The following is a 26,080-nucleotide window of genomic DNA, read 5'->3' as shown; positions in this document are numbered from 1 at the left end:
CCGTCCCCCGGGGAGCCGCTACCGTTTCGGTAAGATCGCCGCCTTCATCGCGGCAGGTCATATGGCCGCCGTCGCCGCACCCGCCGTCATGGCGCTTGGTCACCGGCGACGGCGCCCTCACGTCACGGCTCGTCACACACGACGGGTTCATGGAGACGCTGCCCCTCCTGTGATGGCGGGGCGAGCCGACCGGCCGGAGCCCCCTTTTCCACCCGCGCCACCGCAGGTCGAGGACCGAACGCCGGAGCGCATTACCTGGCGCGTAATCGCGGCCCCTATGCCGTTCCTGACATCTTTCACCTGTCGGAACGAACGAAGGAGCCCGATATGACCGCCTTGACCGTCACCGCCGACCGGATGAAGTTCCTGCGCCTCGCTCTGGCCGCCGACGCCGTCGTCACCGGCGTCAACGGGCTGGTCTACCTGGCCTTCGCCGGGCCCGTGAGCACCCTGCTCGGCCCGGACGCCGGCCTGCTGCGCGGCATCGGAGTCTTCCTCCTCGTGTACGGCATCGCCGTCGGCCTCCTGGCCACCCGCCGCCGGATCAGCCCGGCCGGAACCAAGGCCGTGATCGCCCTGAACATCGTCTGGACCCTGGGCTGCATCGCGGCCGTCGTCACCGGCGCGACGGACTTCAGCACGATCGGCGCGATCTGGACCATCGCCCAGGCCCTGGTGGTCGGCGTCTTCGCCGAACTCCAGATCACCGGCCTGCGCAAGATCCACACCAACTGACCCGGCACCAACCGACCCGAAGGAGATGACCATGACCGAGCACCTGCTCGACCGCTACCTCGCCGCCTGGAACGAGACCGACCCCGACGCCCGCGCCAAGGCGGTGGCCGGCCTCTGGACCGAGGACAGCTCCTACACCGACCCGCTGGCCGATGTCACCGGCCACGCCGCGATCGCGGCCACGATCGAGGGCGCGCAGGCCATGTTCCCCGGTCTCGTGTTCACGGCCGGCGACGTGTACGACGCCCACCACCACATCGCCAGGTTCACCTGGAACCTGGGCCCGGCCGGCGGGGAGCCGGTCGCCGCCGGATACGACATGGTGGAACTGGCCGAGGACGGCAGAATCCGCAAGGTACTCGGCTTCCTGGACCTCGCACCCAGCGCCTGACCCCCTCAGAAGGCCCCGGACACCTCTCCGGGGCCTTCTTCCGTGTAAAGCATTTGCCCTGCCCAGGCCTGATGTCAGACAATCTGAACTCGTGCCCGATCGAGTGAAAAGCCTCTTCCGCCACGTTTCGCTGGACCTGAGTCCGCTGCGCGATTCGCGCGACTATCGTCTGCTCTTCGGGTCCGGCGTCATCACGATGTTCGGCACGTTGATCTCGATGGTGGCGATTCCGTACCAGATGAAGGAGCTGACGGGCTCCTTCCTGGCGGTCGGGCTGGTGAGCCTGGCGGAGTTCGTGCCGATGGTGGTGTGCGGGCTGTGGGGCGGCGCAATCGCCGACGCCCTCGACCGTCGCAAGATCATCGTACTGAGCGAGCTGGGCCTCCTGGTGACCTCGGCGGCACTCATGATCAACGCGATGCTGCCGAACCCCCAGGTCTGGGTCCTGTACGTGATGGGCGCCATCTCCACCGGCATCGCCTCCCTGCAACGCCCCAGCCTGGAGGCGGTGATCCAGCAGGTGGTCAAGCACGACCAGCAGGGCGCGGCGGCGGTGCTGTCCAGCCTGCGCTGGAACTTCGGCGCCATCGTGGCCCCGGCGCTGGGCGGTCTGCTGGTGACGGTGTTCGGCGCGGCGCTCGCGTACGGCGTCGACACGGTGACCTTCGTCCTGTCGCTGGTCCTGCTGTGGCGGATCAGGTCGCTGCCGGCGGCCGAGGACGCCGCCCCCGCGTCGCTGGAGTCGCTGGTCGAGGGCGTGCGGTACGCGGTGGGCCGCAAGGATCTGATGGGCACGTACCTGGTGGACATCGCCGCGATGGTGTTCGCGATGGCGACGGCGTTGTTCCCGTTCCTGGCCGATGAGCTGCGGGCGCCGCAGGCGCTGGGACTGCTCTACTCGGCCGCCGCGGTGGGCGCCCTGATCGCCTCGATCACAGGCCGCTGGGCGGCCCGCGTACAGCGCCAGGGGCTCGGCGTGATCATCGCGGCCGCACTCTGGGGCGTGGCGGTCGCCTCGACCGCGCTGGCTCCCAACGTCTGGGTGGTGTTCGTCTGCATCGCCCTCGCGGGCGCCGCCGACATGATCAGCGGAATCTTCCGCATGACCATGTGGAACCAGACGATCCCGCCGGAGCTCCGCGGGCGCCTGGCCGGCATCGAGCTCCTCTCGTACGCCAGCGGCCCGATGCTCGGCAACACCAGGGCCAGCCTCATGGCCGACCTCGGCGGCACCCGCTTCTCCCTCGGCGCCGGCGGCCTCCTGTGCGTCGGCGCGGTGCTGGCACTGAGCGCCGCGCTCCCGAAGTTCCGCGGCTACGACGCCAGAACGGACGAACACGCCCTGGCCGAGAAGGCCCGCAGAGAAGCAGCCGCCACCCAGGAAGCCACCGCCTGACCGCACGACCCGAAAGCCACCGCCTGACCGCACGGCCCAGGAACCCGCCGCCTGACCGCAGGAAACCCGCGTGGGGGAGCGTCCGCCTAACCGGGCCGCCGCTCGGCCTTGGCGAACACCCGCAACGCCTCGGCATCGGAGTAGACGCTGGTCACGTATTCACCCACCCACTCCTCGATCCCGTCGAACCCGCTCCCGGCGATCAGCCGTTCCCCCACCCGAGCGGCATCGAGCGGCGTCGTCCGCAGGGTGACCGCCCCGCTCTCCCCGTCGAGCAGCGCCCACTGCGCCCCGTATCGCCCATAGGGCATCCCGATCGACCCGGGATTCACCACCAGGACGCCGTCGACGAGCCGTACGAACGGCATGTGGGTGTTGCCCAGCACCACGGTGCCGGCGCTCTCCCCGGCCAGCACCTCACCCCACCGCTCCAGCGAACTGTCCACGAGGATCATCTCCTCGTCACTGCGCGGCGTGGCGTGCACGAACAACGCCGTCCCCAACCGCCCCAGATCGAGCACCTGCCGATGAGGCAGGGCGGCCAGCAACTCGACCTGATCGGCCCGCAACCGCTCCCCCGCCCACCGCGAGATCGCATAGGGGGAGCCCTGGCCCGCCGCCACCTCCACCAGCTCCCGGTCGGCGTTCCCGTTGACCCACAGCGCCCGCTCCCCCAGCGAGACCAGCACGTCTAGCGTCTCGACCGGCATCGGCCCAGCCGCCAGGTCCCCGGTGAGCACGATCAGATCAGCGGCGACCACGTCCGGCTCGGCCAGCACGGCTTCGAGCGCGGGCAACACTCCATGAACATCGGACAGCACGGCTACACGCATACCAGCCACTCTGTCCGAGCCCGGATCCCACGGGAACGATGTTCGCGCCGGACGAAATCCTCAGTGCCGCTCCCGCCACCCGTCGTGACGCGCTACCAGCTCATCCACCTTGCCCAGCGCCCTCTTCTCCAGCCCTTCGACGACGACCAGCCACTGGGCGTCCTCCGCGTCGTCCTCCCCGGCAAGCGTCTCCCGCACCACCCGCGGCACCCCAAGCGAGGGAAACCACTCCCCCAACGTCTCCGCGACCTCCTCCGCGTCATCCCTCTCGCCGAACACCAGCAGCTGCGTCATAACCTCTATTGTTCCGCCTCCGCCATACCCGGGGATTCGTACACGGGCGTGTATGGCCGTTCACCTAGCGTGAGAACAATAGATTGGTAGCGTTGGACCGTGACTGCCGAAGCGGTGATCCTTGAGATGACGCCTCATCCCTCGCTCCCTGACTGGGTCTTCCCACCACCAGAGGGCTTCGTCGCAGAAGACCTCGATCACATTCCGGATCTGCCTGCGCACACAGAGTTGATTGATGGAAGCTTGGTCTTCGTGAGCCCCCAAGCCTCCTTCCACATGCGCGTCGTATCGCTTCTCGAGAGTGAGCTGCGCCGTGCGGCCCCGGCGGACCTCCGGGTGCGCAGGGAAATGAGCGTCATCCTCGGCAGGGATCAGCGCCCCGAGCCGGACCTCTGCGTCATCCGTGCCGACGCCGACCAGCACGCCAAGCAGACGTTCTACCGCGCGCAGGAGGTCCTGCTGGTGGTGGAGGTGGTCTCCCCAGAATCCGAAACGCGCGACCGCAAACGGAAGCCCGTCCTCTATGCCGAGGCCGGCATCCCGCACTTCTGGCGCGTGGAAAACCATTCGGACAAAGCGGTCATATACGTATACGAGCTCGACCCCGGCACCGGCTCCTACGCCCGCACCGGCCTCCACCATGACAGGCTGAAGCTCACGGTCCCGTTCGACCTCGACATCGACCTCGCCGAGATCGACCGCATCTGAGGAAACCTCTCCCCCAACGTCTCGGCAACCTCCTCCGCGTCATCCCGCCCACCGAACACCAGCAGCTGATTGTTCCGTCTCGGCCATACTCTGAATGTCGTACGCGAGCGTGTATGGCCGTTCACATGGCGTGAGCACAATAGATTGGTACCGTTGGACCATGACCGTGGCTGCCGAAGCGGTGATCATCAAGATGACGCCCCATCCCTCGCTCCCCGACTGGGTCTTCCCACCACCAGAGGGCTTCGTCGCAGAAGATCTCGATCACATTCCGGATCTGCCTGCGCACACAGAGTTGATTGATGGAAGCTTGGTCTTCGTGAGCCCCCAGCGAGACTTCCACAACATGGTCATCTTCCGGCTGCGCGTCAATCTGGAAGATCTCGTGCCTGCAGGCCATGAAGTGCGCCAGGAGATGAGCGTCAAGCTCGAGGCCCAGCAGCGGCCGGAGCCCGACCTCATCGTCCTGGGTCCCGGGGCGGTCATCGGCCGCGAGATCAGCTGCTTCAAGGCAGAGGACGTCGTGCTCGCCGTCGAAGTGGTCTCGCCGGACTCCGAGGTGCGCGACAGGGAGCGTAAGCCGGTCCTCTACGCGGAGGCGGGGATCCCCCATTACTGGCGGATCGAGGAGATCAACGGCAGGCCGGCCGTCTTCGTCTATGAGATCGACCCCGCCACCAAGTCCTACGCGATCACCGGCATCCATCACGACTGGCTGAAGCTCACGGTCCCCTTCGACATCGACGTCGACCTCAACAAGCTCTACGTCGCCCGAAGCCGATAAGGGGCCGGCACGGCATCCGCCGCACCGGCCCCCATCCTGCGGATCAGGTGCTCCGGAGCTGAGCCCCCACGCGATCGGTCGCCATCGCCACCGCCGCGTCCCTGGCCGCCGTCGTCTCCTCGACCGTCAACGTACGGTCCCCGGCCCGGAACCGCATCGAGTAGGCGAGCGACTTGTTCCCCTCGCCCACCTGCTCCCCCGCGTAGACATCGAACAGCCGGATCGACTCCAGCAGTTCGCCGGCCCCGTCGCGCAGGGCCGCCTCCACGTCGGCCACGGGCGTGAAGTCGGGCACGATCAGCGCGACGTCCTGCGTGGCCACCGGGTAGGCGGACACCGCCGGGGCGTCCACCGGGCCGGGCATGAACAACGCCAGCCGCGACAGCTCCAGCTCCATCGCCGCGGTCCGCGGCGGCAGCCCGTACGCCTCGACGACCCGCGGGTGCAGCTCGCCCGCGTGCCCCACCAGCGTGTCCCCGACGTAGAGCGCCGCGCACCGGCCGGGGTGCCACGGCTCGTGCTGGTCGGCGCTGATGGACAGCTCGACCCGAGCCTCGGCGGCCACCAGCCGGGCGGCCTGCACCGCGTCGGCCCACGACGCCTGGCGCCCGCCACCCCACCAGCCGGACCGCTCGAACTCCCCGGCCAGCACCGCCGCGACCCGCAGCGGCTGGTCGGGCAGCGCCGCCTCGATCGAGGCCAGCTCCTCGGCGGTCGGCCGGCGCTCGACCCCGAGCACCGGCGCCACCTCGGGAGCGCCCTCGCGCGGCCGGTAGACCGGCCCCATCTCGTAGATCGCCACGTCGGCGAAGCCGCGCCCGACGTTGCGTACCAGGGCCTTGAGCAGCCCAGGCAGCAGCGTCGTGCGCATCAGCGGCTCGTCCTCCGACAGCGGGTTGGCGAGCCGCATCGCCCGCCGCCGCGCGTCATCGGCGGGCAGCAGCAGCCGGTCGAAGTCGTCGGCGCTGATGAACGGGTAGTTGAGCACCTCGACGTGGCCGCCCTCGGCCAGCGCCCGGCCGGCCCGTCGGCGCAGCCGCTGCCCCTCGGTGAGCCCGGCACCGGCCGGAGCCAAGGGCAGCACCGACGGCAGACTCTCGTAGCCCTCCAGCCGGATGACCTCTTCGGCCAGGTCGTTGGGGTCGGTGAGGTCGGGACGCCACGACGGCGGCGTCACCGTGATCATGTCGGGGCCCGTGACGGCCAGCCTGGCGGCCAGCGCGCCGCCGGTCACCACGCCGGTCGGGTCGACGCCGCCCCGGCGTACGGCGGGCTCCTCGCCGTCGGTCACGACGCAGCCGACCTGCTCCAGCCGCGCGACCACGGTGTCCTTCGAGTATGTGATCCCGGCCACCGCGCCCGGATAGCCGGACGGGATCGCGATGCGCGCGGGCGACACCTCGACCTCGGCCTGCGTGACCCCGGGCTGCACGGCGGCGCCGCCCAGCTCGGCCAGCAACCGCACGGCCCGCCACGAGGCGACCAGCGGCAGCTCCCTGTCGACGCCTCGCTCGAACCGCTTGGACGCCTCCGACACCAGCCCGTGCCTACGGGACTCGCGGGAGATGCCGGTCGCGGAGAAGTGGGCGGCCTCGATGACGATGTCTGTCGAGTCGCCGGAGATCTCGGTCTCCAGGCCGCCCATCGTGCCGGCCATCGAGATCGGCCCCGACTGGTCGGTGATGAGGATGTCGTCGGGATCGAGCTCACGCACCACGTGGTCGAGCGTCTCCAGCCGCTCGCCGGCCCCGGCCCTGCGTACGACGATCGCGCCGCTCAGCTTGGCCCGGTCGAACGCGTGCAGCGGCTGCCCGAGCTCCAGCATCAGGTAGTTGGTGACGTCGACGGCCAGCGACACGGGACGCATGCCGGCCCGCGTGAGGCGTACGCGCATCCACAGCGGGCTCGTGGCGGCCGGGTCGAAGCCACGCACCTCGCGCAGCACGAACCGGTCGCACGCCGTCGGGTCTGCGATCGAGGCCGGCCACGAGGGCTCGGTCTCCACGGGCAGTTCGACGTCGGCGGGGTCGCGGAAGGCCACCCCGAACGCCGTGGCCGCCTCGCGCGCCACGCCCCTGATCGACAGCGCATAGCCGATGTCGGGTGTGATCTCCAGCTCGATCACCTCGTCGCGCAGCCCGAGCAGCTCGACCACGTCGGTGCCGATCGGGGTGCCGGCGGGCAGCACCATGATGCCGTGGTGGTCGTCGCCGAGACCGAGCTCGCGCTCGGAGCAGATCATGCCCTCGGACATCCGCCCGTACGTCTTGCGCGCCCCGACCTCGAACCCACCGGGCAGCACACCGCCGGGCAGCACGACGGGGACGCGGTCGCCGACGGCGAAGTTGGTGGCGCCGCAGACGATCTCGCGCGGCGTCGCCTCGCCGGTCTCGACCTTGCAGTGCCTGATCGGCTTCTTGAAACCGGTCAGCTCCTCGATCTCGAGCACCTCGCCGACGACGACGTTCTTGACGTCATGGCCGTACGAGCTGATCGACTCGAGCTTGAGCCCGGCCGCGGTGAGCCTGTCGGCCACCTCGTGGGCGGTGACCGCCGGGAGATCGACATACTCCCGCAGCCAGGAAAGCGGGACCTTCATCAGATCTCCATTCCGAACGGGAGCGTGAACCGCACGTCTCCCTCGACCATGTCACGCATGTCCTCGGCGTTGTGCCGGAACATCAGCGTCCGCTCGATGCCCATGCCGAACGCGAACCCGGAGTATCGCGACGGATCGACGCCGCACGCCACGAGCACGCGCGGGTTGACCATGCCGCAGCCGCCCCACTCGATCCAGCCCTCCGACTTGCAGGTGCGGCAGGGCGGGTTGCCGGGGATCGCCGAGGCGCCGCGGCAGACGAAGCACTTGAGGTCCATCTCCGCGGACGGCTCGGTGAACGGGAAGTAGTTGGGCCGGAACCTGGTCGTGATGCCCTTGCCGAACATCACCTCCGCGAACCGGTCGAGCGTCCCCTTGAGGTGGGCCATCGTCAGCCCCTCGTCCACGGCCAGCCCCTCGGTCTGGTGGAAGACCGGGGTGTGGGTCGCGTCGAGCTCGTCGGTGCGGAACGTCTTGCCCGGCGAGATCACGTAGACCGGCAGCTCGCGCTGCAGCAGCGCGCGGATCTGCACCGGCGAGGTCTGCGTGCGCAGCACCATGCCGGACTCCGTGGAGTCCACGAAGAACGTGTCGTGTTCCGAGCGGGCCGGGTGGTCCTTGGCGATGTTGAGGGCGTCGAAGTTGAACCACTCGCCTTCGAGTTCGGGCCCTTCGGCCACCTCGTAACCCATCGCGACGAACGCGTCGGCGACGCGCTCCTGCAGCGTGGTCAGCGGGTGGCGGGCACCGCGCGGCCGCCGGTCCCATGGCAGGGTTACGTCGACGGTCTCCTCGACGAGCACCCGCGCGTCGCGCTGGGCCTCCAGCTCGGCGTGGCGCGCGGCCAGCGCCTCGTTGATCGCCTTGCGGGCGCCGCCGACGCGCTTGCCGGCCTCGGCGCGGGCGGCCGGCGGCAGGGCGCCGATCTCGCGGTTGGCCAGGGCGATGGGCGAGCGGTCGCCCGCGTGCGCCAGCCTGGCCTGCTTGAGTGCGTCGAGGTCGGCGGCCGCCTTGATCGCCGCGATGGCGTCGGCCTCCATGCGGGACACCTCGTCGGCATGCAACGGTGTCACCTCGACGGGGTCGTAGTCAGACAAGAGTGAGCTCCGTATCCAGGGCTTGAGCGAAAAAGAGTCTAGTGGGGCCCGCCCACCGGGGCCGACTCGCTCGCTACGGGGTCGCGAAGTCGGGCGTGCCGGTGGGCACGGTAAATCGGAACTCCGCCCCGCCCTCGGGCGCGCGCTGCACGGTGATCGTGCCGCCGTGCGCCTCGACCAGGCCCTTCACGATGAACAGGCCGAGCCCCGTGCCGCCACGCCTGCGGCTGTTGCCCCCCCGCCAGAACTGCCTGAAGACGCGCGGAGCCAGCTCGGGCTCGATGCCCTCACCCTCATCGCGCACCGACACGGCGACTCCCCATCCGACGGATTCGATGTCAATTGTCACGGTGCCGCGCCCGTGGCGCACCGCGTTTTCCACCAGGTTACCCAGGATCTGGTCGATCTTGTCCTGGTCGAGCCACATCTCGGGCAGGTCGTCGCCCGCGACCAGCCGGTAGCGCTCGTCGGAGTCGCCCGCGGCCACCCGGCCGGCGATCAGCCTGCGCGCCCTGGCGGGGAGGTCGACGACCTGACGGCGCACCTCCAGCCGGCCGGACTCGATCCGCGAGACGTCGAGCAGCTCGGTGATGAGCCTGGTCACCCGGTCTGCGTCGTTGTTGACGGTCTCGAGCATCACGCGCTTCTGCTCGTCGGTGAAGCGCGTCCACTTGGCCAGCAGGGTCGCGGTGAACCCCTTGACGCTGGTCAGCGGCGAGCGCAGCTCGTGGGCCACGGTCGAGACCAGGTCGGCGCGGCTGCGCTCCAGCCGGGAGCGGGCGCCGCCGTCACGCATCGTGATCACGACGCGCTCGACCTCGCCGGCGCGCTCCGGCTCGCGCACGAGCCTGGCCGCGACGTAGAGCTCCTGGCCGCCCGGCAGGTGCAGCGGCCGCTCCGGCACCCTGCTCCGCGTGCACAGCCCGCCCTCGGGGTCGAGCGCCTTCCACCAGTCCCGGCCGTCGTGGTCGCGGAAGGGGAACACGTCGCTCATGTGGCGGCCCACCGCGCGCTCCACGGCGACGCCGGTGAGCCGGGCCGCGGCCCGGTTGGCGGCCAGCACGCAACCGAACCGGTCCGTCATGATGAGGCCGTCGGGAAGATCGTCGATGGCTATCGTGCACGCGGCCGCGACCACTCGCCCGTCGGTGTCTGCGCCGTGCACGACCTCGCCTCCTCCGCCTACAACGCCGACAATAGCGGGTTTCCAACCGCCTAGGACACTCGCTGAGCCCTGGCGGAGGAGTAAAGGCACACCGCCGCGGCGGCGGCCAGGTTCAGGCTTTCCGCCTGTCCATAGATGGGCACTCTCACCACATCATCCGCCTCGGCGAGTATCTCCTCCGGCAGTCCCCAGGCCTCGTTCCCGAAGATCCACGCGGTGGGACCCGACAGATCGACATCGTCGAGCGTGTGCTTGCCCGCGCCGTCGGCCGCCAGCACGCGCATGCCCTGCTCTCTAAGGTGACGCACGACCTCGCTCACCGGTGCACCGATGACGACCGGCAAGTGAAACAGACTGCCCGCGCTGGCGCGTACGCACTTGCCGTTGTACGGGTCCACGGAGGCGTCGGTGAAGACGACCGCGTCCGCCCCGGCGGCGTCGGCGACCCGCATCACGGTGCCGGCGTTGCCCGGATCGCGTACGTGCGCGAGCACCGCGACCAGACTCGGCGCGCCGGTCAGGGCCCGCTCCAGCGGCACGTGTACGAGCGTGCAGACCGCCACCAGCCCCTGCGGGGTCACGGTCTGGGACAGCTCCGACATGACCTCGCCGCTGGCCCGGTGCACGGAGACGCCCTTGAGCGTGGCGTCGGTGATCAGCTCCGGGTGACGCAGCTCGGCCTCGGCCGTGGTGAACAGCTCCAGGGTCACGCCGTCCAGCTTGAGGGCCTCGCGCACCGCCTGCGGCCCCTCGGCCAGGAACCTGCGGTCCTGCTCCCTGAAGGCCCGTTTGGTGAGCCGCCTCGCGGTCTTCACCCGCGGCGACCTCACGTTGGTCAGCTCGGACCCGGCCATCCTCGTCCCCCTGTGGTGCATACAGCAAAGGGCCCACCGTCATCGGTGGGCCCTCGGTCAAGGCAAAGTGCTTCAGCTCGCGGCCGGAGCGTTCACGTTCGCCGGGAGCGCCTTCTTGGCGGCCTCGACGAGCGTGGCGAAGGTCTGGCTGTCGTTGACCGCGAGGTCGGCCAGGATCTTGCGGTCGACCTCGATGTTGGCCAGACGCAGACCCTGGATCAGGCGGTTGTAGGTCATGCCGTTCTGGCGGGCGGCGGCGTTGATCCGCTGGATCCACAGACGGCGGAACGCACCCTTACGGTCCTTGCGGTCCCGGTAGGCGTACGTCATCGAGTGGAGCATCTGCTCCTTGGCCTTGCGGTACAGCCGCGACCGCTGGCCACGGTAACCGCTCGCCCTCGCGAGGACGACCTTGCGCTTCTTCTTGGCGTTGAGCGCCCGCTTCACGCGTGCCATGTTCTATCTCCCCGGGGGTTCGCGCTACTTGGCGAGCAGCTTCTTGATCTTCTTTGAGTCTGCGTCGGAAAGGACGACCTCGTTCTTGAGACGGCGCGTCAGCGTGGACGACTTCCACTCGTTGTAGTGCGCGCGGTTGGCACGGCGGCGCTTGATCTTGCCGGAGCCGGTGACCCGGAACCGCTTCTTCGCACCGCTGTGCGTCTTCATCTTCGGCATGTCGCCGTCTCTCCTCGTTTCGGTCGTGCCGATGGCCGGGCCGGTGCTGGCCGGCCCGGTCGGCGTCTTCGTCTGCCGGTGGCCGCTGGGGTCCTGTAAGGCTAACCCCAACCGCGGGTCACGCTTCCTGTTCGGAAGGCTCCTCGCCGCCACGCTGTGCCTTGGCGGCGGCCTTTTCGGCCTTGGCCTCGGCCTTCTTCTTGTGCGGACCGATCACCATGATCATGTTACGGCCGTCCTGCTTGGCGTGCGACTCCACGAAGCCGAGCTCCTGGACGTCGTCCGCGAGCCGCTGCAGCAGCCGGAACCCGAGTTCGGGCCGGGACTGCTCGCGTCCACGGAACATGATCGTGACTTTGACCTTGTCCCCCGCCTTGAGGAACCGCACCACGTGACCCTTCTTGGTCTCGTAGTCGTGCGGGTCGATCTTCGGCCGGAGCTTGATCTCCTTGATGATCGTGTGCGCCTGATTCTTGCGCGCCTCGCGCGCCTTCATCGCGGACTCGTACTTGAACTTGCCGTAGTCCATGAGCTTGCACACGGGCGGTCGAGCCGTGGCCGCGACCTCGACGAGGTCGAGGTCGGCCTCTTGGGCGAGCTTCAGCGCGTCGTGAATGGAGACGATGCCGACCTGCTCGCCGTTCGGGCCCACGAGGCGAACCTCGGGAACTCGGATACGCTCGTTGATGCGGGGCTCAGTGCTGATGGGGCCTCCTAGGTTTGCGATCCCTACGTGCTCGTCGTGCCGGGAGCATCGCGCCTGAACGCGAAAAGCCCCGCACGTCGCGCATGCGGGGCCACTGAGCTCTGTGGCTTTCGTGGCCTCGAGCTCCCCGGAGTAGTCCGGCGTGATCCTGGACCCGGCCACCTTTCGGCGACTCAGGTGGGAGGAGACCTCCGCTTGCGCGTCCAGCAAGGCATGCCGGACCGATCAGAGAGCTACATTACCACAACCACGAAGCTTCCTCGAATCATCCCCGCTGGCCAAGGTCCCTCCGATAAACTTCTGTCCAGAATAGACAGAAGGAGGGCGTATGACCGTAGAACAGGTTGAAGAGAGCAAATGGCAACTACAGGAAGCGAAACAGCGATTCAGCGAAGTGGTTCGGCGGGCCCACGACGAGGGACCGCAGATCGTCACCAGGCACGGGCATGATGTGGCGGTGATCCTCGACATGGAGGAATACCGTCAGCTCAAGGGCCGGCAGCCCGACTTCAAGGAGTTCCTGCTCTCGGGCCCTGACCTGAGCGAGCTCGACCTCACCCGCGACAAGAGCACCGAGACGCGGGACATCGGCTTCGAGGCCGGGGAGTGAGCTACGTTCTCGACACCAACGTCGTGTCGGAGATGACCAAGCGCACCAGGGACGACGGCGTGCAGGCGTGGCTCGACACCATCTCCGGGCCCAATCTTTACGTGAGCGTCATGGTGTTCGGCGAGATCCGCAAGGGCGTCGAGCTGCTACGACGCCGCGACCCCATGCGGGCAGGCGGCTACGAGTCCTGGCTGGATCGTCTCCATCACGAGTTCCGGACGAGGGTCCTGCCCGTCACCGCCGCCGTGGCCGAGGAATGGGGGCGGATGCAGGCCATGCGGCCGCTCCCGATCGTCGACGGCCTCATCGCCGCCACCGCCCGCGCGCACGACTCGATTCTCGTGACCCGCAACGTGAAGGACTTCACGGGGCTCGACGTGAAAACGATCAACCCGTTCGACTGGCCGAGCGCCTGAGGATCTCGGCCTCTCCAGCCGCCCGCATGGCCTCCACCGGCACATCCGTCCGTCCGGTCATCAGCTCCACCTGACGCACCGCCTGGTGCAGCAGCATCTCGAACCCTCCGACCACGGTGCCGCCCGCGGCCAGGACGGCCGCCGCCGCGCTGGTCGGCCAGGGCGAGTAGATGACGTCGAAGAGCGCCGGCGCCTGGGCGAGGCGGTCGGCGAAGGCGTCGGCCGCCCCACCGGGCAGCGTGGACACCACCAGGTCCACGCGTGTCAGCGCCTCGAGTTCGTCGAACGTCTCCACCGCCAGTGCCATGCCCAGCCGTTCGGCCACCTCGGCCGTCTCCCCCGCCCGGCTGGGATCGCGCACCAGCAGCGTCGCCGAGAACAGCCCGAGGTCGCGCAGCGCGGCCAGCGCGGAGGCGGCCGTGGCCCCGCCGCCCAGCACGGCGGCCGACCGCGGCGCCGGCACCCCGGCCTCGGCCAGCGCCTGCTCGATGCCGTAGACGTCGGTGTTGTAGCCGTGGCGCAGCCCGTCGCGGAACACCACGGTGTTGGCCCCGCCGACCTCGACGGCCGGCTCGGAGACGGTGTCGAGCAGCGGGAGCACGGCGCGCTTGAGCGGCATGGTCAGTGACAGTCCCGCCCACGCCCGGTCGTCATCGCCGCCGGGAGCCTGCCCGCGCACGGGCGCCAACTCCGCCAGCAGTCCCGGCAGTCGCGCCTCGTCGCACTCGAACGCCTCGTAACTCCACCCGTCGAGCCTCATCGCCTGGTAGGCGGCCCGGTGCAGGTAGGGCGAGAGCGAATGAGCGATGGGCGACCCCATCACCGCAGCCCGCATCCGCACTCCTTCCAAACAGCAAGACCCTATCGCCAACCCCGGCAACTATCCGACCCCGCCCGATAGGGGCGTGTCCGCCGCCGCCCGATGGACGCGCGTCCAACCTCGGCCAGTCGGGACGGCTGTCCCGGCCCATAGGGGCGGCGTGTCCGGCTCCGGCTGACGATCGATGGGGGCGGGCGCGGCCGACGGACCGCACCACCCGGACGGCCCACGGTGCGCGCGTCGCGGCGGGACGGCCCGCCGCCGGAGGAGCGTCCCTTGGACAGGCGGTTCCCCGCGGCGGCGGGAGGTGCCCGCCGTGCTCCGCCGTAAAACTGAGAAAAGGGTCGGGCACGCACCGGCCGGACCACCGAAGGGGGACCGGCCTGGACAGTCACCCGCCGTTGGCGCGGTACTCGTTCAGGAGCACCTGGAATTCCGCTTCGGTGGTGGCGAACTTCGTGACGTTGCTCTTCGGGTCGGTGGCGACGAAGTAGAGCCAGTCGCCCTTGGCCGGGTTGAGCGCGGCCTCGATGGCGTGGTCGCCCGGGTTGGAGATCGGGCCGGGCGGCAGGCCGTCGAACTTGTACGTGTTGTACTTGGAGTCGCTCTCCAGGTCCGCGTTCGTGGCCGCGGTGCCGTACGTGCCCAGGCCGTAGAAGACCGTGCTGTCCATCCTGAGCCTCATGGGCGGCTTGTGGTCGAGCCGGTTGTAGATGACGCGGGCGATCTTCGGCATGTCCTCGTACCGACCGCCCTCAGCCTGCACGATGCTGGCGATGACCATGATCTCGTGCGGCGTGCGGCCGAGATCCTTGGCGCCGCCCTGGAGGTCCGCGCTCTCCGCCGTCTGGTTGAACCGCTTGACCATCGCCGCCAGCATCTCCGCCGGGGTGGTCTTGGGCTGGAACTCGTACGTGGCCGGGAAGGCGTAGCCCTCCAGCTTGTTCCTGGCGTAGGACGGCAGGTCGAACTCGCCGACGTCCTTGGCCGCCGCGGTGAACTCCTCGACGGGCTTGCCTGTCTCCTCCGCGAGCGTGGACAAGGTGACGGACAGACGCAGGCCCTCCTTGATCGTCACCTTGGCGAGCAGCCGGCTCTCGGGGTTGAGCATCGTCACCGCGTTGGCCGCCGACATCTGCTTGCGCATCTTGTACTCGCCGGGCTGCAGTGAGGCGCTCTTGCCGGCGTTGCCGATGGCGTTGGTGAACGCTCTGGCGCTGGCCACGACCCCCTGCCGCTCCAGCTCCAGTGCCACGTCCGAGGCGCTCTGGCCGTCCTTGATCTCGATGACGACCTCGCCCTTGCCCTGACCGGTGAAGTCGTCAGGGACGAGTGCGTCGTTGAGCCAGTGGTAGCCGTAGTAGCCGCCGCTGCCGATGATGCCCGCCAGGATGATGAAGGCGAGCAGCGGCGCCACGAATCCGCCCCGGTTGCGGCGCCTGCGCCGCCTGCGGCCGCTGCCGCGTTTACCGGAGCCTCGGGTGCGGCGCCGCGTCTGACCTTCGTCGTCCTCGGCGCCGAGCAGGGTGTTCAGATCGAGATCGTTCATAGGTTCGCTGGCCAATCTCCCGGTACGGCCGGCCAGGCGTCAAGCGAATGCGCCCAACCGGCTGGAGTTACCGAGCGGAACTGGGGGATCCGCCGGACATGCTCCGATGGCCAGCGGAGATCACTCTGGGTAGCCATGCTAGGGGACGGAAAGAGAGCGCGTGCCCCGTTTTGGGGCTTTTGCGCGGGGACAGGCGTGGTCCCGTCGAACATCAGCTCGTCCCGAGGTTCTTGTTCAACTCTTCCCGGTATCTCACGAACTCGCTCTCTTTGTTGGTGAATTTGGTGATTCTATGCGCCGGATCCGTCGTTACAAACCAATGCCAATCCCCCTCTGCGGGGTTCAAGGCCGCCATCAGCGCCTTCTCGCCGGGATTGGCGATAGGCCCTGGCGGCAGCCCTTTGTGGCGATAGGTGTTGTACGGTGAGTCAACCTTTGTGTCGCTCTCCGTAACCCTCAGGGTCCGGCGGTTCTGTGCGTACAAGACGGTACTGTCGATCTCCAGCGGAGTGCCCCGCTGAAGCCGGTTGTAGATGACTCTGGCGATCTTCGGATAGTCGCCGTCGGTGCCGCCCTCGGCCTGGATCATGCTGGCGACGGTGACGGCCTCCAGCGGGGTCAGACGCACCCGCGCGGCCTGTTCCTTCAGGTCCATCTGCCGGGCCGCGGCGCCGAAGCGCTCCACCATCGCCGCGAGCACGTCCACGGCCGTGTCCCCCGGCTCGATCTCGTACGTCGCCGGGAACAGGAAGCCTTCGAGGCCCCGGGCGTAGTCAGGCAGGCCGACGAGGGCCTTGTCGACGTTCTGGAGCTCCTTGAGCGGCAGCGCGGCCTGCATGGCGAGGCGTGCCAGCACCTCGCTCACGCGCATGCCCTCGGGCACGGTGACCCGCCGTACGACCTTGGACGCGGGCTTGAGCAGCAGGTCGAGCGCCGCCGCGGCCGCCATGCCCTTGCGCAGCCGGTAGTGGCCCGGCCGCAGCCGGTCGGCCACCGCCCGGTCCTCCGTCGCCCGTACGAACGACCGCGCGCTCGCCACCACCCCCGCGTCGGCCAGCGTGAAGCCGATGGCCTCCGCGCTCGAACCGGGCGCGATCCTGACCGTCACGGCGCCGCTCCCGGTCCCTTCGTAGTCCTCAGGACTGATGTACGGCCTGAGCACCGCGAACACCCCGGCCCCGAGAGCCAGCAGCGAGATGGCCAGACCACCGGTCAGCAGCGCGGCCTTGCGCACCGCCCGCCGCGCGGGCACAGGAACGACCTCCGCCCGCCCATCGACCGGCTCCGCTCCGAGCTCACCCGCTGCGGCCGGCTCTCCATCGACCGGCTCCGCCTCGGACTCACCCGCAGGCTCTCCTTCTGGCTCACCGGGTGCGGCGCGTTCCGAAGCGGAGTGTGCCGTGCCGGGTGATTCCGACGCCGGGTCGGGTGCGTCGTCGGCGGCACCGAACGGGATCACGTCACCGACGTCGTCCTCGTCTTCGGACGGGCGGCTCATGAGGCAGGTCCGTCGGCCGCTGGGGGCGGTTCGACGGGCCTGCCTGGTGGTCTGTCCGTGACGCGCTCCGAGTCGAGCGCGTCCTGCAGCAGCACGACCGCCGCCGCCTGGTCGATGACGCCCCGCTGCTTCTTGCCCTTCATGCCGCTGGCCCGCAGCCCCTGCTGGGCGGCGACCGTGGTCAGCCGCTCGTCGAAGAGCCGCACCGGGGTCGGGGCGAGCCGGGCGGCCAGGCGGACGGCGAATTCACGCGCCAGCGTGGCCGCCTGCCCCTCGCGCCCGGACAGCGAGGTGGGCAACCCGACCACGACCTCGATCGCCTCGTGCTCGGCGACGATCGCGGCGATCCGGGCGAGGTCGCCCTTGCCCCGCCGAACGGTCTCGACGGGCGTGGCCAGCAGCCCGGAAGGGTCGCTGCGGGCCACGCCGACACGTACGGAGCCGACGTCCACACCGATCCGTGAACCGAACCTCATGTCAGCCGAGCTACCCTGCGATCTTTTCTGCGATGGTCTCCTCGACGAGGCGAAGCGCGTCGCCGATCGCCTCCGGTCGTGTGCCGCCGCCTTGCGCGACATCGTCCTTGCCGCCACCGCCACCCCCAAGCGCCTTGGCGGCGACGCCGACCAGTTGCCCGGCCCTGAGCCCCCGCTCGCGCCCCGCCTCGTTGACCGCGGCAACCACCACCGGCCGGTCGGAGGGGACGCCGGCGATCACGATGACCACCGGCCGGTCGGCCGGGAACCTGCCGCGCACATCAAGCGCGAGCTTACGCAGGTCGTCGGCACCAGTGCCATCAGGCGCGCGGTGTGTCACGACAGCGGCTCCCCGCAGGTCGCGAGCCTGGGCCGCCAGATCGCCGGCCACCTGGAGCACCTGGGCGGAGCGAACCTTCTCCAGCTCCTTCTCCGCCGTGCGCAGCCGGGTGACGATGCCCTCGATGCGCTCGGGCAGCTCCTCGCGGCGCGCCTTGAGCTGCTCGGTGAGCTGGGCGACCAGCACGCTCTCGCGGGCCAGGAAGCGGAAGGCGTCGATGCCGACGAGCGCCTCGACGCGGCGCACGCCCGCGCCGACCGACTGCTCGCCCAGCACCTTGACCAGGCCGAGCTGGCCGGAGCTGTGGACGTGGGTGCCGCCGCACAGCTCGCGGGAGTAGTCGCCGATCTCGACCACGCGGACCTCGTCGCCGTACTTCTCCCCGAACATCGCCAGCGCGCCCATCGCCCTGGCCTCCACCTGCGTGGTGTAGAAGGCGTTGACCTTGAGGTCGTTGATGAGCACGGCGTTGACCTCGTCCTCGACGTCGCGCAGCACGCTCGGCGGCACCGCGCCGGCCGCGGTGAAGTCGAAGCGGAAACGGCCGGGCGAGTTTTCCGAGCCGGCCTGCGCCGCCGTCTCGCCGAGCGCGTTCTTGAAGCCGCGGTGGACGAGGTGGGTGGCGCTGTGGCTGCGCGAGATCGCGCGCCGGCGCTCGAGGTCGATCTCCGCCTGCGCCTCGTCGCCGACCCTGAGCTCGCCGGTGCGGATCTTGCCGCGGTGCACGACCAGCCCGGCCAGCGGCGACTGCACGTCGAGCACGTCGACCTCGGCGCCGCTGGTCCTGATCACGCCCTGGTCGGCGAGCTGACCGCCGCCCTCGGCGTAGAACGGGGTGCGCCCGAGCACGACCTCCACGGTGGAGCCCGCGCCCGCCGCGGGGACGGACACGCCGTCCACGAGGATGCCCACGACGCTCGTGCCGGCCTCGGTCTGGTCGTAGCCGAGGAACTCGACCTTGCCCGCCGCCTCCAGCAACTGCCCGAAGACGGAGATGTCGGCGTTGCCGGTCTTCTTCAGGGCCGCGTCGGCCTTGGCCGCCTGCTTCTGCTCCTTCATCAGTCGGCGGAAGCCCTCTTCGTCGACCTTGAGCCCGTGCTCGGCCGCCATCTCCAGGGTGAGGTCGATCGGGAAGCCGTAGGTGTCGTGCAGCTTGAACGCCTGGTCACCGGGGATCATGGAGGCGGACTTGCGCTTGGTCTCCTCGACCGCCACGTCGAAGATCGCGGTGCCGGTGCGGAGCGTGCCGAGGAACGACGCCTCCTCCGCGTCGACGATCCCGTGGATCTGCGGCGCGTCCGCCTTGAGCTGCGGATACTGCTCGCCCATCACATTGATCGCGACGTCGGTCAGCTCGTGCATGTAGCGCTCGTCGCCGGAGCCGAGCAGGCGCAGGTTGCGTACGGTCCTGCGCAGGATGCGGCGCAGGACGTAGCCGCGGCCCTCGTTGCCTGGCATGACGCCGTCGGCGACCAGCATGGTGCCGGTGCGGACGTGGTCGGCGATGACCCGCAGGCTGACGTCGGCGCGGTGGTCGCGCCCGTAGCGGGTCTTGGTGAGCTCCGCCGCCTTGTCGAGGATCTTGTACGTGGTGTCGATCTCGTAGAGGTTGTCGACGCCCTGCAGGATCGTCGCCATGCGCTCCAGGCCCATGCCGGTGTCGATGTTCTTGGCCGGCAGCTCGCCCGCCACGTCGAAGTCGACCTTGGAGCGGACCGCGCTGAGCTGGTACTGCATGAAGACGAGGTTCCAGACCTCGAGGTAGCGGTCCTCGTCGGCGACGGGCCCGCCCTCCTTGCCGTATTCGGGGCCGCGGTCGTAGTAGATCTCCGAGCACGGGCCGCCCGGCCCGGCCACGCCCATGTGCCAGTAGTTGTCCTCCAGGCCGCGGCGCTGGATGCGCTCCTCGGGCAGGCCGACGCGGTTGCGCCAGAGGTCGTAGGCCTCGTCGTCGTCGAGGTAGACGGTCGCCCACAGCCGGTCCTCGGGGAAGCCGAAGCCGCCGTCGGACTCGGACCTGGTGAGCAACTCCCACGCGAACGGGATCACCTCGGCCTTGAAGTAGTCACCGAAGGAGAAGTTGCCGAGCATCTGGAAGAACGTGGCGTGCCGCGTGGTCTTGCCGACCTCTTCGATGTCGGGGGTCCGCACACACTTCTGCGCGGTGGCCAGCCGGGACGCCGGAGGCTTGCGCTGCCCCAGGAAGTACGGCTTGAACGGCACCATACCGGCAGGAACCAGGAGAAGCGTGGGGTCCTCAGCGATCAGGCTGGCCGAGGGCACGACCTTGTGCCCACGCTCCTCGAAGAAGCGCAGGAAGCGGCGGGCGATCTCTGCCGACTCCATGGTGGCCATCCTTTGCTTTAGTCAGTTGTCGTCTTCAGCGTTGCCGAGCCCGAAGCGTGCTCGCAACTCCGTTTCGCGCTCGGCGGCCTCGCCGAGCGCGTCGTGCGTAAAGTCTCTCACCTGCCGGAGCACCCCCGCCGCGCCGAGTGCGGTCCTGCGGGCGAGGTGGTCGGGGTGGAGCGCCTGCAGCCTGCGCATCACCCAGAAGGTCAGGAACGCGCCGAGCGACAGGTAGAACAGCCGCCTGATCATCTGGGCCGCCCCACCTTGGGCGGCCTGCGCGACTCGATGGCGCGCCGCACGCCGTAGCCGAGCGACGACACCTTGATCAGCGGGCCGGTGAAGATGGTCTGCGTCACGGCGCTGAGCTTGGCCGCGTGCGCGCTGACCTGCTTGACATCCTTGGCGATGGCCTCGACGGCGACCAACTGCCTGTTGGTCTCGTTGACCGTGACGCTCACGTCGTCGAGCAGTGGCGTCAGGCGGTCGGTCAGGTCGGAGACCGCCTTGCTGGTCTCGGTGAGCAGCCGGGCGAGCTTGACGAGCACCATGGCGAGAACGCAGACCAGGACTATCCAGCCCGTGGCGGCGATCAGCCCGGCGACCTCTCCAGCGGTAAGCATCCGCTCATCTCCCTCGTACCTGGGCCGGAACGGCATGACCCTATCGCGTTCGAACGACAACGTTAGTGGCGAAGCCGCCCGCGGCCGGGCAGCCACGTCGGCGTCCGGCACTTCCATGCCCGCCCGCACGAGCCGGGGACCGTCCGCGAACCCGGCTCCCACCAGCCGATCCCCGGCCGTGGTTGCCCGGCTCGATGAGCACCCCTGCCCCGGCTGGGCGTCCGCGTTCCCCGCCCGGGTGGGACGTCAGGAGCCCCGCAGGAATTCCCGGATCTTGGCCCAGCGGTCGGCCACCGGGGCCTCGGCGCCGTGCCGGGTGGGCTCGTAGTAGCGCCGATCGCGGATCTGCTCGGGCGCGTAGTCCTGGCGCACCAGCCCGTGGTCGAAGTCGTGGGGGTATTTGTAGCCGTCGCCGTGGCCGAGCTTGGCCGCCCCGGGGTAGTGGGCGTCGCGCAGGTGGCCGGGCACCTGGCCGATGAGGCCGCGCCGCACGTCGCCGATCGCCGCGCCGATGGCCTTGACGACGGCGTTGGACTTGGGCGCCATGGCGCAGTGGATGACCGCGTGCGCCAGGTTGATCTGCCCCTCTGGCAGGCCGATGAGCTGCACGGCCTGCGCGGCGGCCACGGCCGTCTGCAGGCAGGTGGGGTCGGCCAGGCCGACGTCCTCGGAGGCGAAGATGACGATGCGGCGGGCGATGAAGCGCGGGTCCTCCCCCGCTTCGATCATGCGGGCCAGGTAGTGCAGCGCGGCGTCGGCGTCGGATCCGCGCATCGACTTGATGAACGCGCTGATCACGTCGTAGTGCTGGTCGCCCTGCCGGTCATAACGTACGGCGGCCTTGTCGACGGCCTTTTCCACAACCTCGACGGCGATGTCGTCGGACAGAAGTGCGGCAGCCTCCAGGTAGGTCAGCGACCTGCGCGCGTCGCCGCCAGCGAGGCGTACGAGTTGCTCCAGGGCCTCGGGGGCCAGCGTGGCGCGCCCGTCCAGGCCGCGCGGGTCGGACACGGCGCGTTCCAGCACCGCGCGCACGTCGTCGTCCGACAGGGACTCCAGCGTGAGCAGCAGCGAGCGCGACAGCAGCGGCGAGATGACCGAGAAGAACGGGTTTTCCGTGGTGGCGCCGATGAACGTGACCCAGCGATTCTCCACGGCTGGCAGCAGGGCGTCCTGCTGGGCCTTGTTGAAGCGGTGCACCTCGTCGACGAACAGCACGGTCTGGCGGCCGGTCATGCCCAGCTCGCGCCGGGCGTTGTCGATGGCCGCCCGCACGTCCTTCACCCCCGCCGAGACGGCGGAGATCTCGACGAACCGGCGTTTGGTGACGTTGGAGACGACGTAGGCGAGCGTGGTCTTGCCGGTGCCCGGTGGGCCCCACAGGAACAGCGACATGGGCGCCTCGCTCTCGACCAGGCGCCGCAGCGGCGTGCCAGGACCGAGCAGGTGCCGCTGACCGATCACCTCGTCGAGCGTGCGCGGGCGCATCCGCACCGCGAGGGGCTGCGGGGTGGCCTCTTCAGCCGCCGAATCGAACAGGCTCTCCACAACGCGAGATTACACGGTGGCCCGCGTCCAGATGCCCGCCGCGGATAACCGGCTGTGCGCCTACGGTGGGCCGCGTCCAGCGGATCACCGCAGGCAGCGGACCGTGCGCCTACGGTGGGCCGCGTCCAGCGGATCACCGCAGGCAGCGGACCGTGCGCCTACGGTGGGCCGCGTCCAGCGGATCACCGCAGGCAGCGGACTGTGCGCCTACGACCATACGGCTCGCGCGCCGGAGTCCCCCGCGCGGAAGACGTAGTAGCCGGCCACCGCGGCCAGCACCACCGTCAAGCCGGACAGGACCAGCGAGGCGGGGCGGCCGAACCTGTCGCGCCCGATCGAGTCGCGGGCCGGGTGGGTGGCGTACACGAGCAGCAGGGCCGCCACGGCCAGCCCGATCACCGACAGCAGCAGCGGGTTGGCGAAGCTCTGGTGCGTGGTGATGCGGGCCGCGAGCTGGCCGTCCGCCGTGGCGAAGCGGGCCGCTCTGAGGCTCTCGCCGCTCTGCCTGGCCGCGAAGACCGCCGCCGGCCCGGCCAGGGAGAGCAGGACCACGGCCCAGGACACGTACGTACGCCAGCGCGGCACCACCGCGTAGACCGCCGACACCGCCACGAGCAGGGGGGTGAGCACGACGGCGAAGTGGATGATCAGGGGATGGGCGGGCAGGCCCAGGATCTCGTCGAACATGAGTCGCTCCTTAGTGCTCATTTCAACTACGTGTGGCAGCACCATATGGTTCGCGACCGTCGTCGCCACTCTGACCAGATTTCGTCACTTACGCACGGCACATTCCAGGGCCGGTAGCATTCGCGGAGTTGTTTGGTCATGTGTCGGCAAAGATGAGGGAGATACGCGGTGAGCGGCGACGACCGCAAGAGTGAGCTGGCGCGGGAGCACAAGGAGCGGCAGGAGCGGCGCGCGGCGGAACAGCCCGCCAAGTCGAGGCGGAACACCTTCATCGGCGCGGGCGTGGCCGTCGTCGTGGTCGCCGGCGGCATCTTCGCCGCGACGACCTTGGTCAACAAGGATCCCGGCACTGCCTCGGCGCAGAGCAGCCCGTCCGCCAGCGCCAGTGCCAGTGCCAGCCCGACCGAGTCCGCGCAGCCGTCGGCCACGCCGACCACGCCGGCGGCCCCGGTGAACTGCACCTACAAGCGTGAGACGTCGGTGCCGAACAAGTTCGTCGGGTTGCCGGGCAAGAAGCCCAACATGAAGCTGAAGAAGATGACGATCTCCACCAACCACGGCGAGGTCGTCGTCGACCTGATGACCGACGCGGCGCCGTGCTCGATCAACTCGCTCAGCTTCCTGGCGAAGAAGAAGTTCTACAACGACATGAAGTGCCACCGCCTGGTCACCCCCGACGTGGCCGGCGTGCACATGCTGCAGTGCGGCGACCCGCAGGCCAAGGCCGACGGCAAGAACCCGACCGACGGCCAGGGCACCGCCGGGTACGTCTACCCCGACGAGAACATCGACATCCCGCTCGGCAAGGGCGTGGTGTTCATGACCCAGCCGGGTGACGCCGCCGGGCAGAACAACAGCCAGTTCGCCTTCTCCCTGTCGGACGAGAACACCCAGATCGGCGCGGGCTACTCGGTCGTCGGCATGGTCAGCGAGGGCATGGACATGCTGGTCGGGCTGGCGAGCAGCGGCGAGGACCTGATCATCAACGACGCCGACATCACCGGCGACGGCGGCACCACCGCCCCCAAGAACCCGGTGATCATCAAGAAGATCACCTTCTCCTGATCCCCCGGACATGAGTGCGGCAGGCGTCCCTCTCGGACGCCTGCCGCACTTGTTTCATGCTGTTTCAGGCCTTTTCTGACCTTACGGCTTGGGCGCCGCGTCGACGCCCGCCTCCTTGCGCTGGTCGGTGGTGATCGGCGTGGGCGCGCCCGTGAGCGGGTCGAAGCCGGAGGCCGTCTTCGGGAACGCGATCACGTCACGGATCGACTCGCCGCCCGACAGCAGCATGCAGATCCGGTCCCAGCCGTAGGCGATGCCGCCGTGCGGCGGAGGACCGTACTTGAATGCCTCCAGCAGGAAGCCGAACTTGCTCTCCGCCTCCTCCTTGGAGATGCCGAGCACGTCGAACACGCGCTGCTGCATCTCGGCCCGGTGGATACGGATGGAGCCGCCGCCGATCTCCATGCCGTTGCAGACCATGTCGTACGCGTAAGCCAGCGCCTCACCGGGGTGGTCCTGGAAGTTGTCGGCCCACTCCGGCTTCGGCCCGGTGAACGGGTGGTGCACGGCCGTCCAGCCGCCCTCCCCGTCCTCCTCGAACATGGGCGCGTCCACGACCCACAGGAACGACCACTTCGACTCGTCGATGAGCCCGCAGCGCCGCCCGATCTCCAGCCTGGCCGCGCCGAGCAGTTCGCGCGAGGCGTGCCTGGCGCCGGCGGCGAAGAACACCGCGTCGCCCGGCCCGGCCCCGACCTTGCCTGCCAGCCCCGCGATCTCCTCGGCCGACAGGTTCTTGGCGACCGGGCCGCCGAGCGTGCCGTCCTCCTGGACCAGCACGTACGCCAGCCCCTTGGCGCCGCGCGAGCGGGCCCACTCCTGCCAGCCGTCGAGCTCCTTGCGGGTCTGCGAGGCCCCGCCCGGCATCACCACGGCGCCCACGTAGTCGGCCTGGAAGACGCGGAACGAGGTGTCCGCGAAGTAGCCGGTCATCTCGACCAGCTCCTGGCCGAAGCGCAGGTCCGGCTTGTCGGAGCCGTAGAGTGCCATCGCGTCGGCGTACGTCATGCGCGGCAGCGGCGTCGTCAGCTCGTGGCCGGCGATCTCCCTCCACAGCCGGCCGATCAGCTTCTCGCCGACCTCGATGACGTCCTCCTGGTCCACGAAGGACATCTCGACGTCGATCTGGGTGAACTCCGGCTGCCTGTCGGCCCGCAGGTCCTCGTCGCGGTAGCACTTGGCCAGCTGGTAGTAGCGTTCCAGGCCTGCGACCTGCAGGAGCTGCTTGAACAGCTGGGGCGACTGCGGCAGGGCGTACCAGCTGCCCGGCTGGAGGCGCACGGGGACGAGGAAGTCGCGCGCGCCCTCGGGCGTGGAGCGGGTCAGGGTCGGCGTCTCGACGTAGACGAAGCCCAGCTCGTTCATCACCTCGTTGGCCAGGTAGGTGGCCTTGGAGCGGGTGCGCACGGCGTGGGCCACCTGCTGGCGGCGGATGTCGAGGTAGCGGTACTTGAGCCGCGCCTCCTCCGACACCCCCACGTTGCCCTCGATCGGGAACGGCAGCGGCGCCGCCTCGCTCAGCACCTCCACCCGATCGGCCACGACCTCGATGGCGCCGGTGGGCAGGTCGGGGTTCTCGTTGCCCTCGGGGCGCACCCTCACCTGGCCGACGACCTGCACGCAGTATTCGGCGCGCAGGTCGTGGGCGTGGTCCTCCTCGCGGAAGACCACCTGCGCCGAGCCGGAGGCGTCACGCAGGTCGATGAAGACCACGCCGCCGTGATCACGGCGGCGGGCCACCCATCCTGCGAGCGTCACCTGCTGCCCGGCATGCTCCTTCCGGAGCGACCCGGCGGTATGCGTGCGGATCACTGAACTTTCCCTTCAAACGGATGGCGGAAGGGCGGTGGCGACCCGGCACGTGC

Annotated in this window: 27 protein-coding genes; 8 read left to right on the top strand and 19 right to left on the bottom strand. The window is 69.5% G+C overall.

The window, feature by feature from the left end; translation table 11 throughout:
- The first annotated feature begins 327 nt into the window (after positions 1-327).
- The 3 genes from ITP53_RS05335 to ITP53_RS05325 all read left to right on the top strand — a co-directional run bounded on the left by ITP53_RS05335 (position 328) and on the right by ITP53_RS05325 (position 2,522).
- A complete protein-coding gene (locus ITP53_RS05335) occupies positions 328-735 on the top strand; it encodes a hypothetical protein (protein WP_195894156.1) in 408 nt (135 codons plus the stop codon).
- A gap of 31 nt (positions 736-766) precedes the next feature.
- The gene (locus ITP53_RS05330) at positions 767-1,126 is read left to right on the top strand and encodes a nuclear transport factor 2 family protein (protein WP_236050473.1); all 360 of its coding nucleotides are present in this window, start codon (positions 767-769) and stop codon (positions 1,124-1,126) included.
- A 91-nt stretch (positions 1,127-1,217) separates the two neighbouring features.
- Positions 1,218-2,522, top strand: a complete 1,305-nt coding sequence (locus tag ITP53_RS05325) for an MFS transporter (protein WP_328814033.1) — start codon at positions 1,218-1,220, stop codon at positions 2,520-2,522.
- A gap of 86 nt (positions 2,523-2,608) precedes the next feature.
- Here ITP53_RS05325 and ITP53_RS05320 read toward each other — a convergent pair whose 3' ends face one another.
- Together ITP53_RS05320 and ITP53_RS05315 are read right to left on the bottom strand one after the other, a co-directional pair.
- Positions 2,609-3,355, bottom strand: coding sequence for a metallophosphoesterase family protein (locus ITP53_RS05320; protein WP_195894154.1), 747 nt, complete (start codon positions 3,353-3,355; stop codon positions 2,609-2,611).
- 60 nt (positions 3,356-3,415) lie between these two features.
- Complete coding sequence (locus ITP53_RS05315) at positions 3,416-3,649, bottom strand: hypothetical protein (protein WP_195894153.1); 234 nt, start codon at positions 3,647-3,649, stop codon at positions 3,416-3,418.
- 99 nt (positions 3,650-3,748) lie between these two features.
- Here ITP53_RS05315 and ITP53_RS05310 point away from each other — a divergent pair, with 99 nt between their 5' ends.
- Together ITP53_RS05310 and ITP53_RS05305 are read left to right on the top strand one after the other, a co-directional pair.
- Positions 3,749-4,357: a Uma2 family endonuclease gene (locus ITP53_RS05310; protein ID WP_407941215.1), complete on the top strand. Its 609-nt coding sequence runs from the start codon at positions 3,749-3,751 to the stop codon at positions 4,355-4,357.
- Positions 4,358-4,451: 94 nt separating this feature from the next.
- Positions 4,452-5,141: a Uma2 family endonuclease gene (locus ITP53_RS05305; protein ID WP_328814030.1), complete on the top strand. Its 690-nt coding sequence runs from the start codon at positions 4,452-4,454 to the stop codon at positions 5,139-5,141.
- A 43-nt stretch (positions 5,142-5,184) separates the two neighbouring features.
- Here ITP53_RS05305 and ITP53_RS05300 read toward each other — a convergent pair whose 3' ends face one another.
- From ITP53_RS05300 to infC, 7 genes are all read right to left on the bottom strand, one after another.
- The gene (locus ITP53_RS05300) at positions 5,185-7,740 is read right to left on the bottom strand and encodes a phenylalanine--tRNA ligase subunit beta (RefSeq protein ID WP_195894152.1); all 2,556 of its coding nucleotides are present in this window, start codon (positions 7,738-7,740) and stop codon (positions 5,185-5,187) included.
- Positions 7,740-8,780 (bottom strand): phenylalanine--tRNA ligase subunit alpha, encoded by a 1,041-nt coding sequence (gene pheS / locus ITP53_RS05295; protein ID WP_236050478.1) that lies wholly within the window; start codon positions 8,778-8,780, stop codon positions 7,740-7,742. Before pheS ends, ITP53_RS05300 begins: the two co-directional genes overlap by 1 nt.
- A gap of 130 nt (positions 8,781-8,910) precedes the next feature.
- Positions 8,911-10,002, bottom strand: coding sequence for a sensor histidine kinase (locus ITP53_RS05290; RefSeq protein ID WP_195894150.1), 1,092 nt, complete (start codon positions 10,000-10,002; stop codon positions 8,911-8,913).
- Between the two features lie 50 nt (positions 10,003-10,052).
- Positions 10,053-10,856, bottom strand: coding sequence for a TrmH family RNA methyltransferase (locus ITP53_RS05285; protein ID WP_195894149.1), 804 nt, complete (start codon positions 10,854-10,856; stop codon positions 10,053-10,055).
- Positions 10,857-10,928: 72 nt separating this feature from the next.
- Positions 10,929-11,312, bottom strand: coding sequence for a 50S ribosomal protein L20 (rplT, locus tag ITP53_RS05280; protein WP_195894148.1), 384 nt, complete (start codon positions 11,310-11,312; stop codon positions 10,929-10,931).
- A gap of 24 nt (positions 11,313-11,336) precedes the next feature.
- A complete protein-coding gene (gene rpmI, locus ITP53_RS05275; protein ID WP_195894147.1) occupies positions 11,337-11,531 on the bottom strand; it encodes a 50S ribosomal protein L35 in 195 nt (64 codons plus the stop codon).
- A 118-nt stretch (positions 11,532-11,649) separates the two neighbouring features.
- On the bottom strand, positions 11,650-12,219 hold the full coding sequence (gene infC, locus ITP53_RS05270) for a translation initiation factor IF-3 (protein WP_328814054.1): 570 nt from the start codon (positions 12,217-12,219) through the stop codon (positions 11,650-11,652).
- Between the two features lie 346 nt (positions 12,220-12,565).
- Here infC and ITP53_RS05265 point away from each other — a divergent pair, with 346 nt between their 5' ends.
- Positions 12,566-12,847, top strand: a complete 282-nt coding sequence (locus ITP53_RS05265) for a type II toxin-antitoxin system Phd/YefM family antitoxin (RefSeq protein ID WP_195894146.1) — start codon at positions 12,566-12,568, stop codon at positions 12,845-12,847.
- Positions 12,844-13,263, top strand: a complete 420-nt coding sequence (locus tag ITP53_RS05260) for a type II toxin-antitoxin system VapC family toxin (protein WP_195894145.1) — start codon at positions 12,844-12,846, stop codon at positions 13,261-13,263. Before ITP53_RS05265 ends, ITP53_RS05260 begins: the two co-directional genes overlap by 4 nt.
- On the opposite strand, the gene ITP53_RS05255 is transcribed toward ITP53_RS05260, so the two are convergent.
- From ITP53_RS05255 to ITP53_RS05215, 9 genes are all read right to left on the bottom strand, one after another.
- Positions 13,235-14,098, bottom strand: a complete 864-nt coding sequence (locus ITP53_RS05255) for a shikimate dehydrogenase (protein WP_195894144.1) — start codon at positions 14,096-14,098, stop codon at positions 13,235-13,237. The genes ITP53_RS05260 and ITP53_RS05255 overlap by 29 nt on opposite strands.
- Before the next feature lie 376 nt (positions 14,099-14,474).
- Positions 14,475-15,632 carry an endolytic transglycosylase MltG gene (gene mltG, locus ITP53_RS05250; RefSeq protein ID WP_195894143.1) on the bottom strand — a complete coding sequence of 386 codons (1,158 nt, stop codon included), beginning with the start codon at positions 15,630-15,632 and terminating at the stop codon, positions 14,475-14,477.
- A 211-nt stretch (positions 15,633-15,843) separates the two neighbouring features.
- Positions 15,844-17,130, bottom strand: coding sequence for an endolytic transglycosylase MltG (mltG, locus tag ITP53_RS05245; protein WP_195894142.1), 1,287 nt, complete (start codon positions 17,128-17,130; stop codon positions 15,844-15,846).
- Positions 17,127-17,606 (bottom strand): Holliday junction resolvase RuvX, encoded by a 480-nt coding sequence (gene ruvX / locus ITP53_RS05240; RefSeq protein ID WP_195894141.1) that lies wholly within the window; start codon positions 17,604-17,606, stop codon positions 17,127-17,129. Before ruvX ends, mltG (ITP53_RS05245) begins: the two co-directional genes overlap by 4 nt.
- Positions 17,607-17,616: 10 nt before the next feature.
- Complete coding sequence (gene alaS, locus ITP53_RS05235; RefSeq protein WP_195894140.1) at positions 17,617-20,292, bottom strand: alanine--tRNA ligase; 2,676 nt, start codon at positions 20,290-20,292, stop codon at positions 17,617-17,619.
- Between the two features lie 21 nt (positions 20,293-20,313).
- Positions 20,314-20,544, bottom strand: coding sequence for a hypothetical protein (locus tag ITP53_RS05230; RefSeq protein WP_195894139.1), 231 nt, complete (start codon positions 20,542-20,544; stop codon positions 20,314-20,316).
- Positions 20,541-20,915, bottom strand: a complete 375-nt coding sequence (locus tag ITP53_RS05225) for a DUF948 domain-containing protein (protein WP_195894138.1) — start codon at positions 20,913-20,915, stop codon at positions 20,541-20,543. Before ITP53_RS05225 ends, ITP53_RS05230 begins: the two co-directional genes overlap by 4 nt.
- A gap of 246 nt (positions 20,916-21,161) precedes the next feature.
- Positions 21,162-22,463, bottom strand: a complete 1,302-nt coding sequence (locus ITP53_RS05220; protein ID WP_195894137.1) for a replication-associated recombination protein A — start codon at positions 22,461-22,463, stop codon at positions 21,162-21,164.
- 207 nt (positions 22,464-22,670) lie between these two features.
- Positions 22,671-23,150, bottom strand: a complete 480-nt coding sequence (locus ITP53_RS05215; RefSeq protein WP_195894136.1) for a DUF2231 domain-containing protein — start codon at positions 23,148-23,150, stop codon at positions 22,671-22,673.
- Positions 23,151-23,318: 168 nt separating this feature from the next.
- Between ITP53_RS05215 and ITP53_RS05210 the strand changes: the two genes are divergently transcribed.
- Positions 23,319-24,215 (top strand): peptidylprolyl isomerase, encoded by an 897-nt coding sequence (locus ITP53_RS05210; protein WP_195894135.1) that lies wholly within the window; start codon positions 23,319-23,321, stop codon positions 24,213-24,215.
- Between the two features lie 81 nt (positions 24,216-24,296).
- On the opposite strand, the gene aspS is transcribed toward ITP53_RS05210, so the two are convergent.
- Positions 24,297-26,027, bottom strand: a complete 1,731-nt coding sequence (aspS, locus tag ITP53_RS05205; RefSeq protein WP_195894134.1) for an aspartate--tRNA ligase — start codon at positions 26,025-26,027, stop codon at positions 24,297-24,299.
- Between the last annotated feature and the right edge of the window lie 53 nt (positions 26,028-26,080).

The organism is Nonomuraea cypriaca (genome assembly GCF_015645445.1).
Classification (GTDB): Bacteria; Actinomycetota; Actinomycetes; order Streptosporangiales; family Streptosporangiaceae; genus Nonomuraea; species Nonomuraea cypriaca.
This window is presented reverse-complemented; position numbering and strand designations above follow the sequence as displayed.

Excerpts from the sequence above, each read along its gene's own strand:
- ITP53_RS05335 (WP_195894156.1), top strand. The coding sequence starts at position 328 with ATGACCGCCTTGACCGTCACCGCCGACCGGATGAAGTTCCTGCGCCTC.
- ITP53_RS05330 (WP_236050473.1), top strand. The coding sequence starts at position 767 with ATGACCGAGCACCTGCTCGACCGCTACCTCGCCGCCTGGAACGAGACC.
- ITP53_RS05320 (WP_195894154.1), bottom strand. The coding sequence starts at position 3,355 with ATGCGTGTAGCCGTGCTGTCCGATGTTCATGGAGTGTTGCCCGCGCTC.
- ITP53_RS05315 (WP_195894153.1), bottom strand. The coding sequence starts at position 3,649 with ATGACGCAGCTGCTGGTGTTCGGCGAGAGGGATGACGCGGAGGAGGTC.
- ITP53_RS05305 (WP_328814030.1), top strand. The coding sequence starts at position 4,452 with ATGTCGTACGCGAGCGTGTATGGCCGTTCACATGGCGTGAGCACAATA.
- ITP53_RS05300 (WP_195894152.1), bottom strand. The coding sequence starts at position 7,740 with ATGAAGGTCCCGCTTTCCTGGCTGCGGGAGTATGTCGATCTCCCGGCG.
- pheS (WP_236050478.1), bottom strand. The coding sequence starts at position 8,780 with ATGGAGGCCGACGCCATCGCGGCGATCAAGGCGGCCGCCGACCTCGAC.
- ITP53_RS05285 (WP_195894149.1), bottom strand. The coding sequence starts at position 10,856 with ATGGCCGGGTCCGAGCTGACCAACGTGAGGTCGCCGCGGGTGAAGACC.
- rplT (WP_195894148.1), bottom strand. The coding sequence starts at position 11,312 with ATGGCACGCGTGAAGCGGGCGCTCAACGCCAAGAAGAAGCGCAAGGTC.
- rpmI (WP_195894147.1), bottom strand. The coding sequence starts at position 11,531 with ATGCCGAAGATGAAGACGCACAGCGGTGCGAAGAAGCGGTTCCGGGTC.
- ITP53_RS05265 (WP_195894146.1), top strand. The coding sequence starts at position 12,566 with ATGACCGTAGAACAGGTTGAAGAGAGCAAATGGCAACTACAGGAAGCG.
- ITP53_RS05255 (WP_195894144.1), bottom strand. The coding sequence starts at position 14,098 with ATGCGGGCTGCGGTGATGGGGTCGCCCATCGCTCATTCGCTCTCGCCC.
- mltG (WP_195894143.1), bottom strand. The coding sequence starts at position 15,632 with ATGAACGATCTCGATCTGAACACCCTGCTCGGCGCCGAGGACGACGAA.
- mltG (WP_195894142.1), bottom strand. The coding sequence starts at position 17,130 with ATGAGCCGCCCGTCCGAAGACGAGGACGACGTCGGTGACGTGATCCCG.
- ruvX (WP_195894141.1), bottom strand. The coding sequence starts at position 17,606 with ATGAGGTTCGGTTCACGGATCGGTGTGGACGTCGGCTCCGTACGTGTC.
- alaS (WP_195894140.1), bottom strand. The coding sequence starts at position 20,292 with ATGGAGTCGGCAGAGATCGCCCGCCGCTTCCTGCGCTTCTTCGAGGAG.
- ITP53_RS05230 (WP_195894139.1), bottom strand. The coding sequence starts at position 20,544 with ATGATCAGGCGGCTGTTCTACCTGTCGCTCGGCGCGTTCCTGACCTTC.
- ITP53_RS05225 (WP_195894138.1), bottom strand. The coding sequence starts at position 20,915 with ATGCTTACCGCTGGAGAGGTCGCCGGGCTGATCGCCGCCACGGGCTGG.
- ITP53_RS05215 (WP_195894136.1), bottom strand. The coding sequence starts at position 23,150 with ATGTTCGACGAGATCCTGGGCCTGCCCGCCCATCCCCTGATCATCCAC.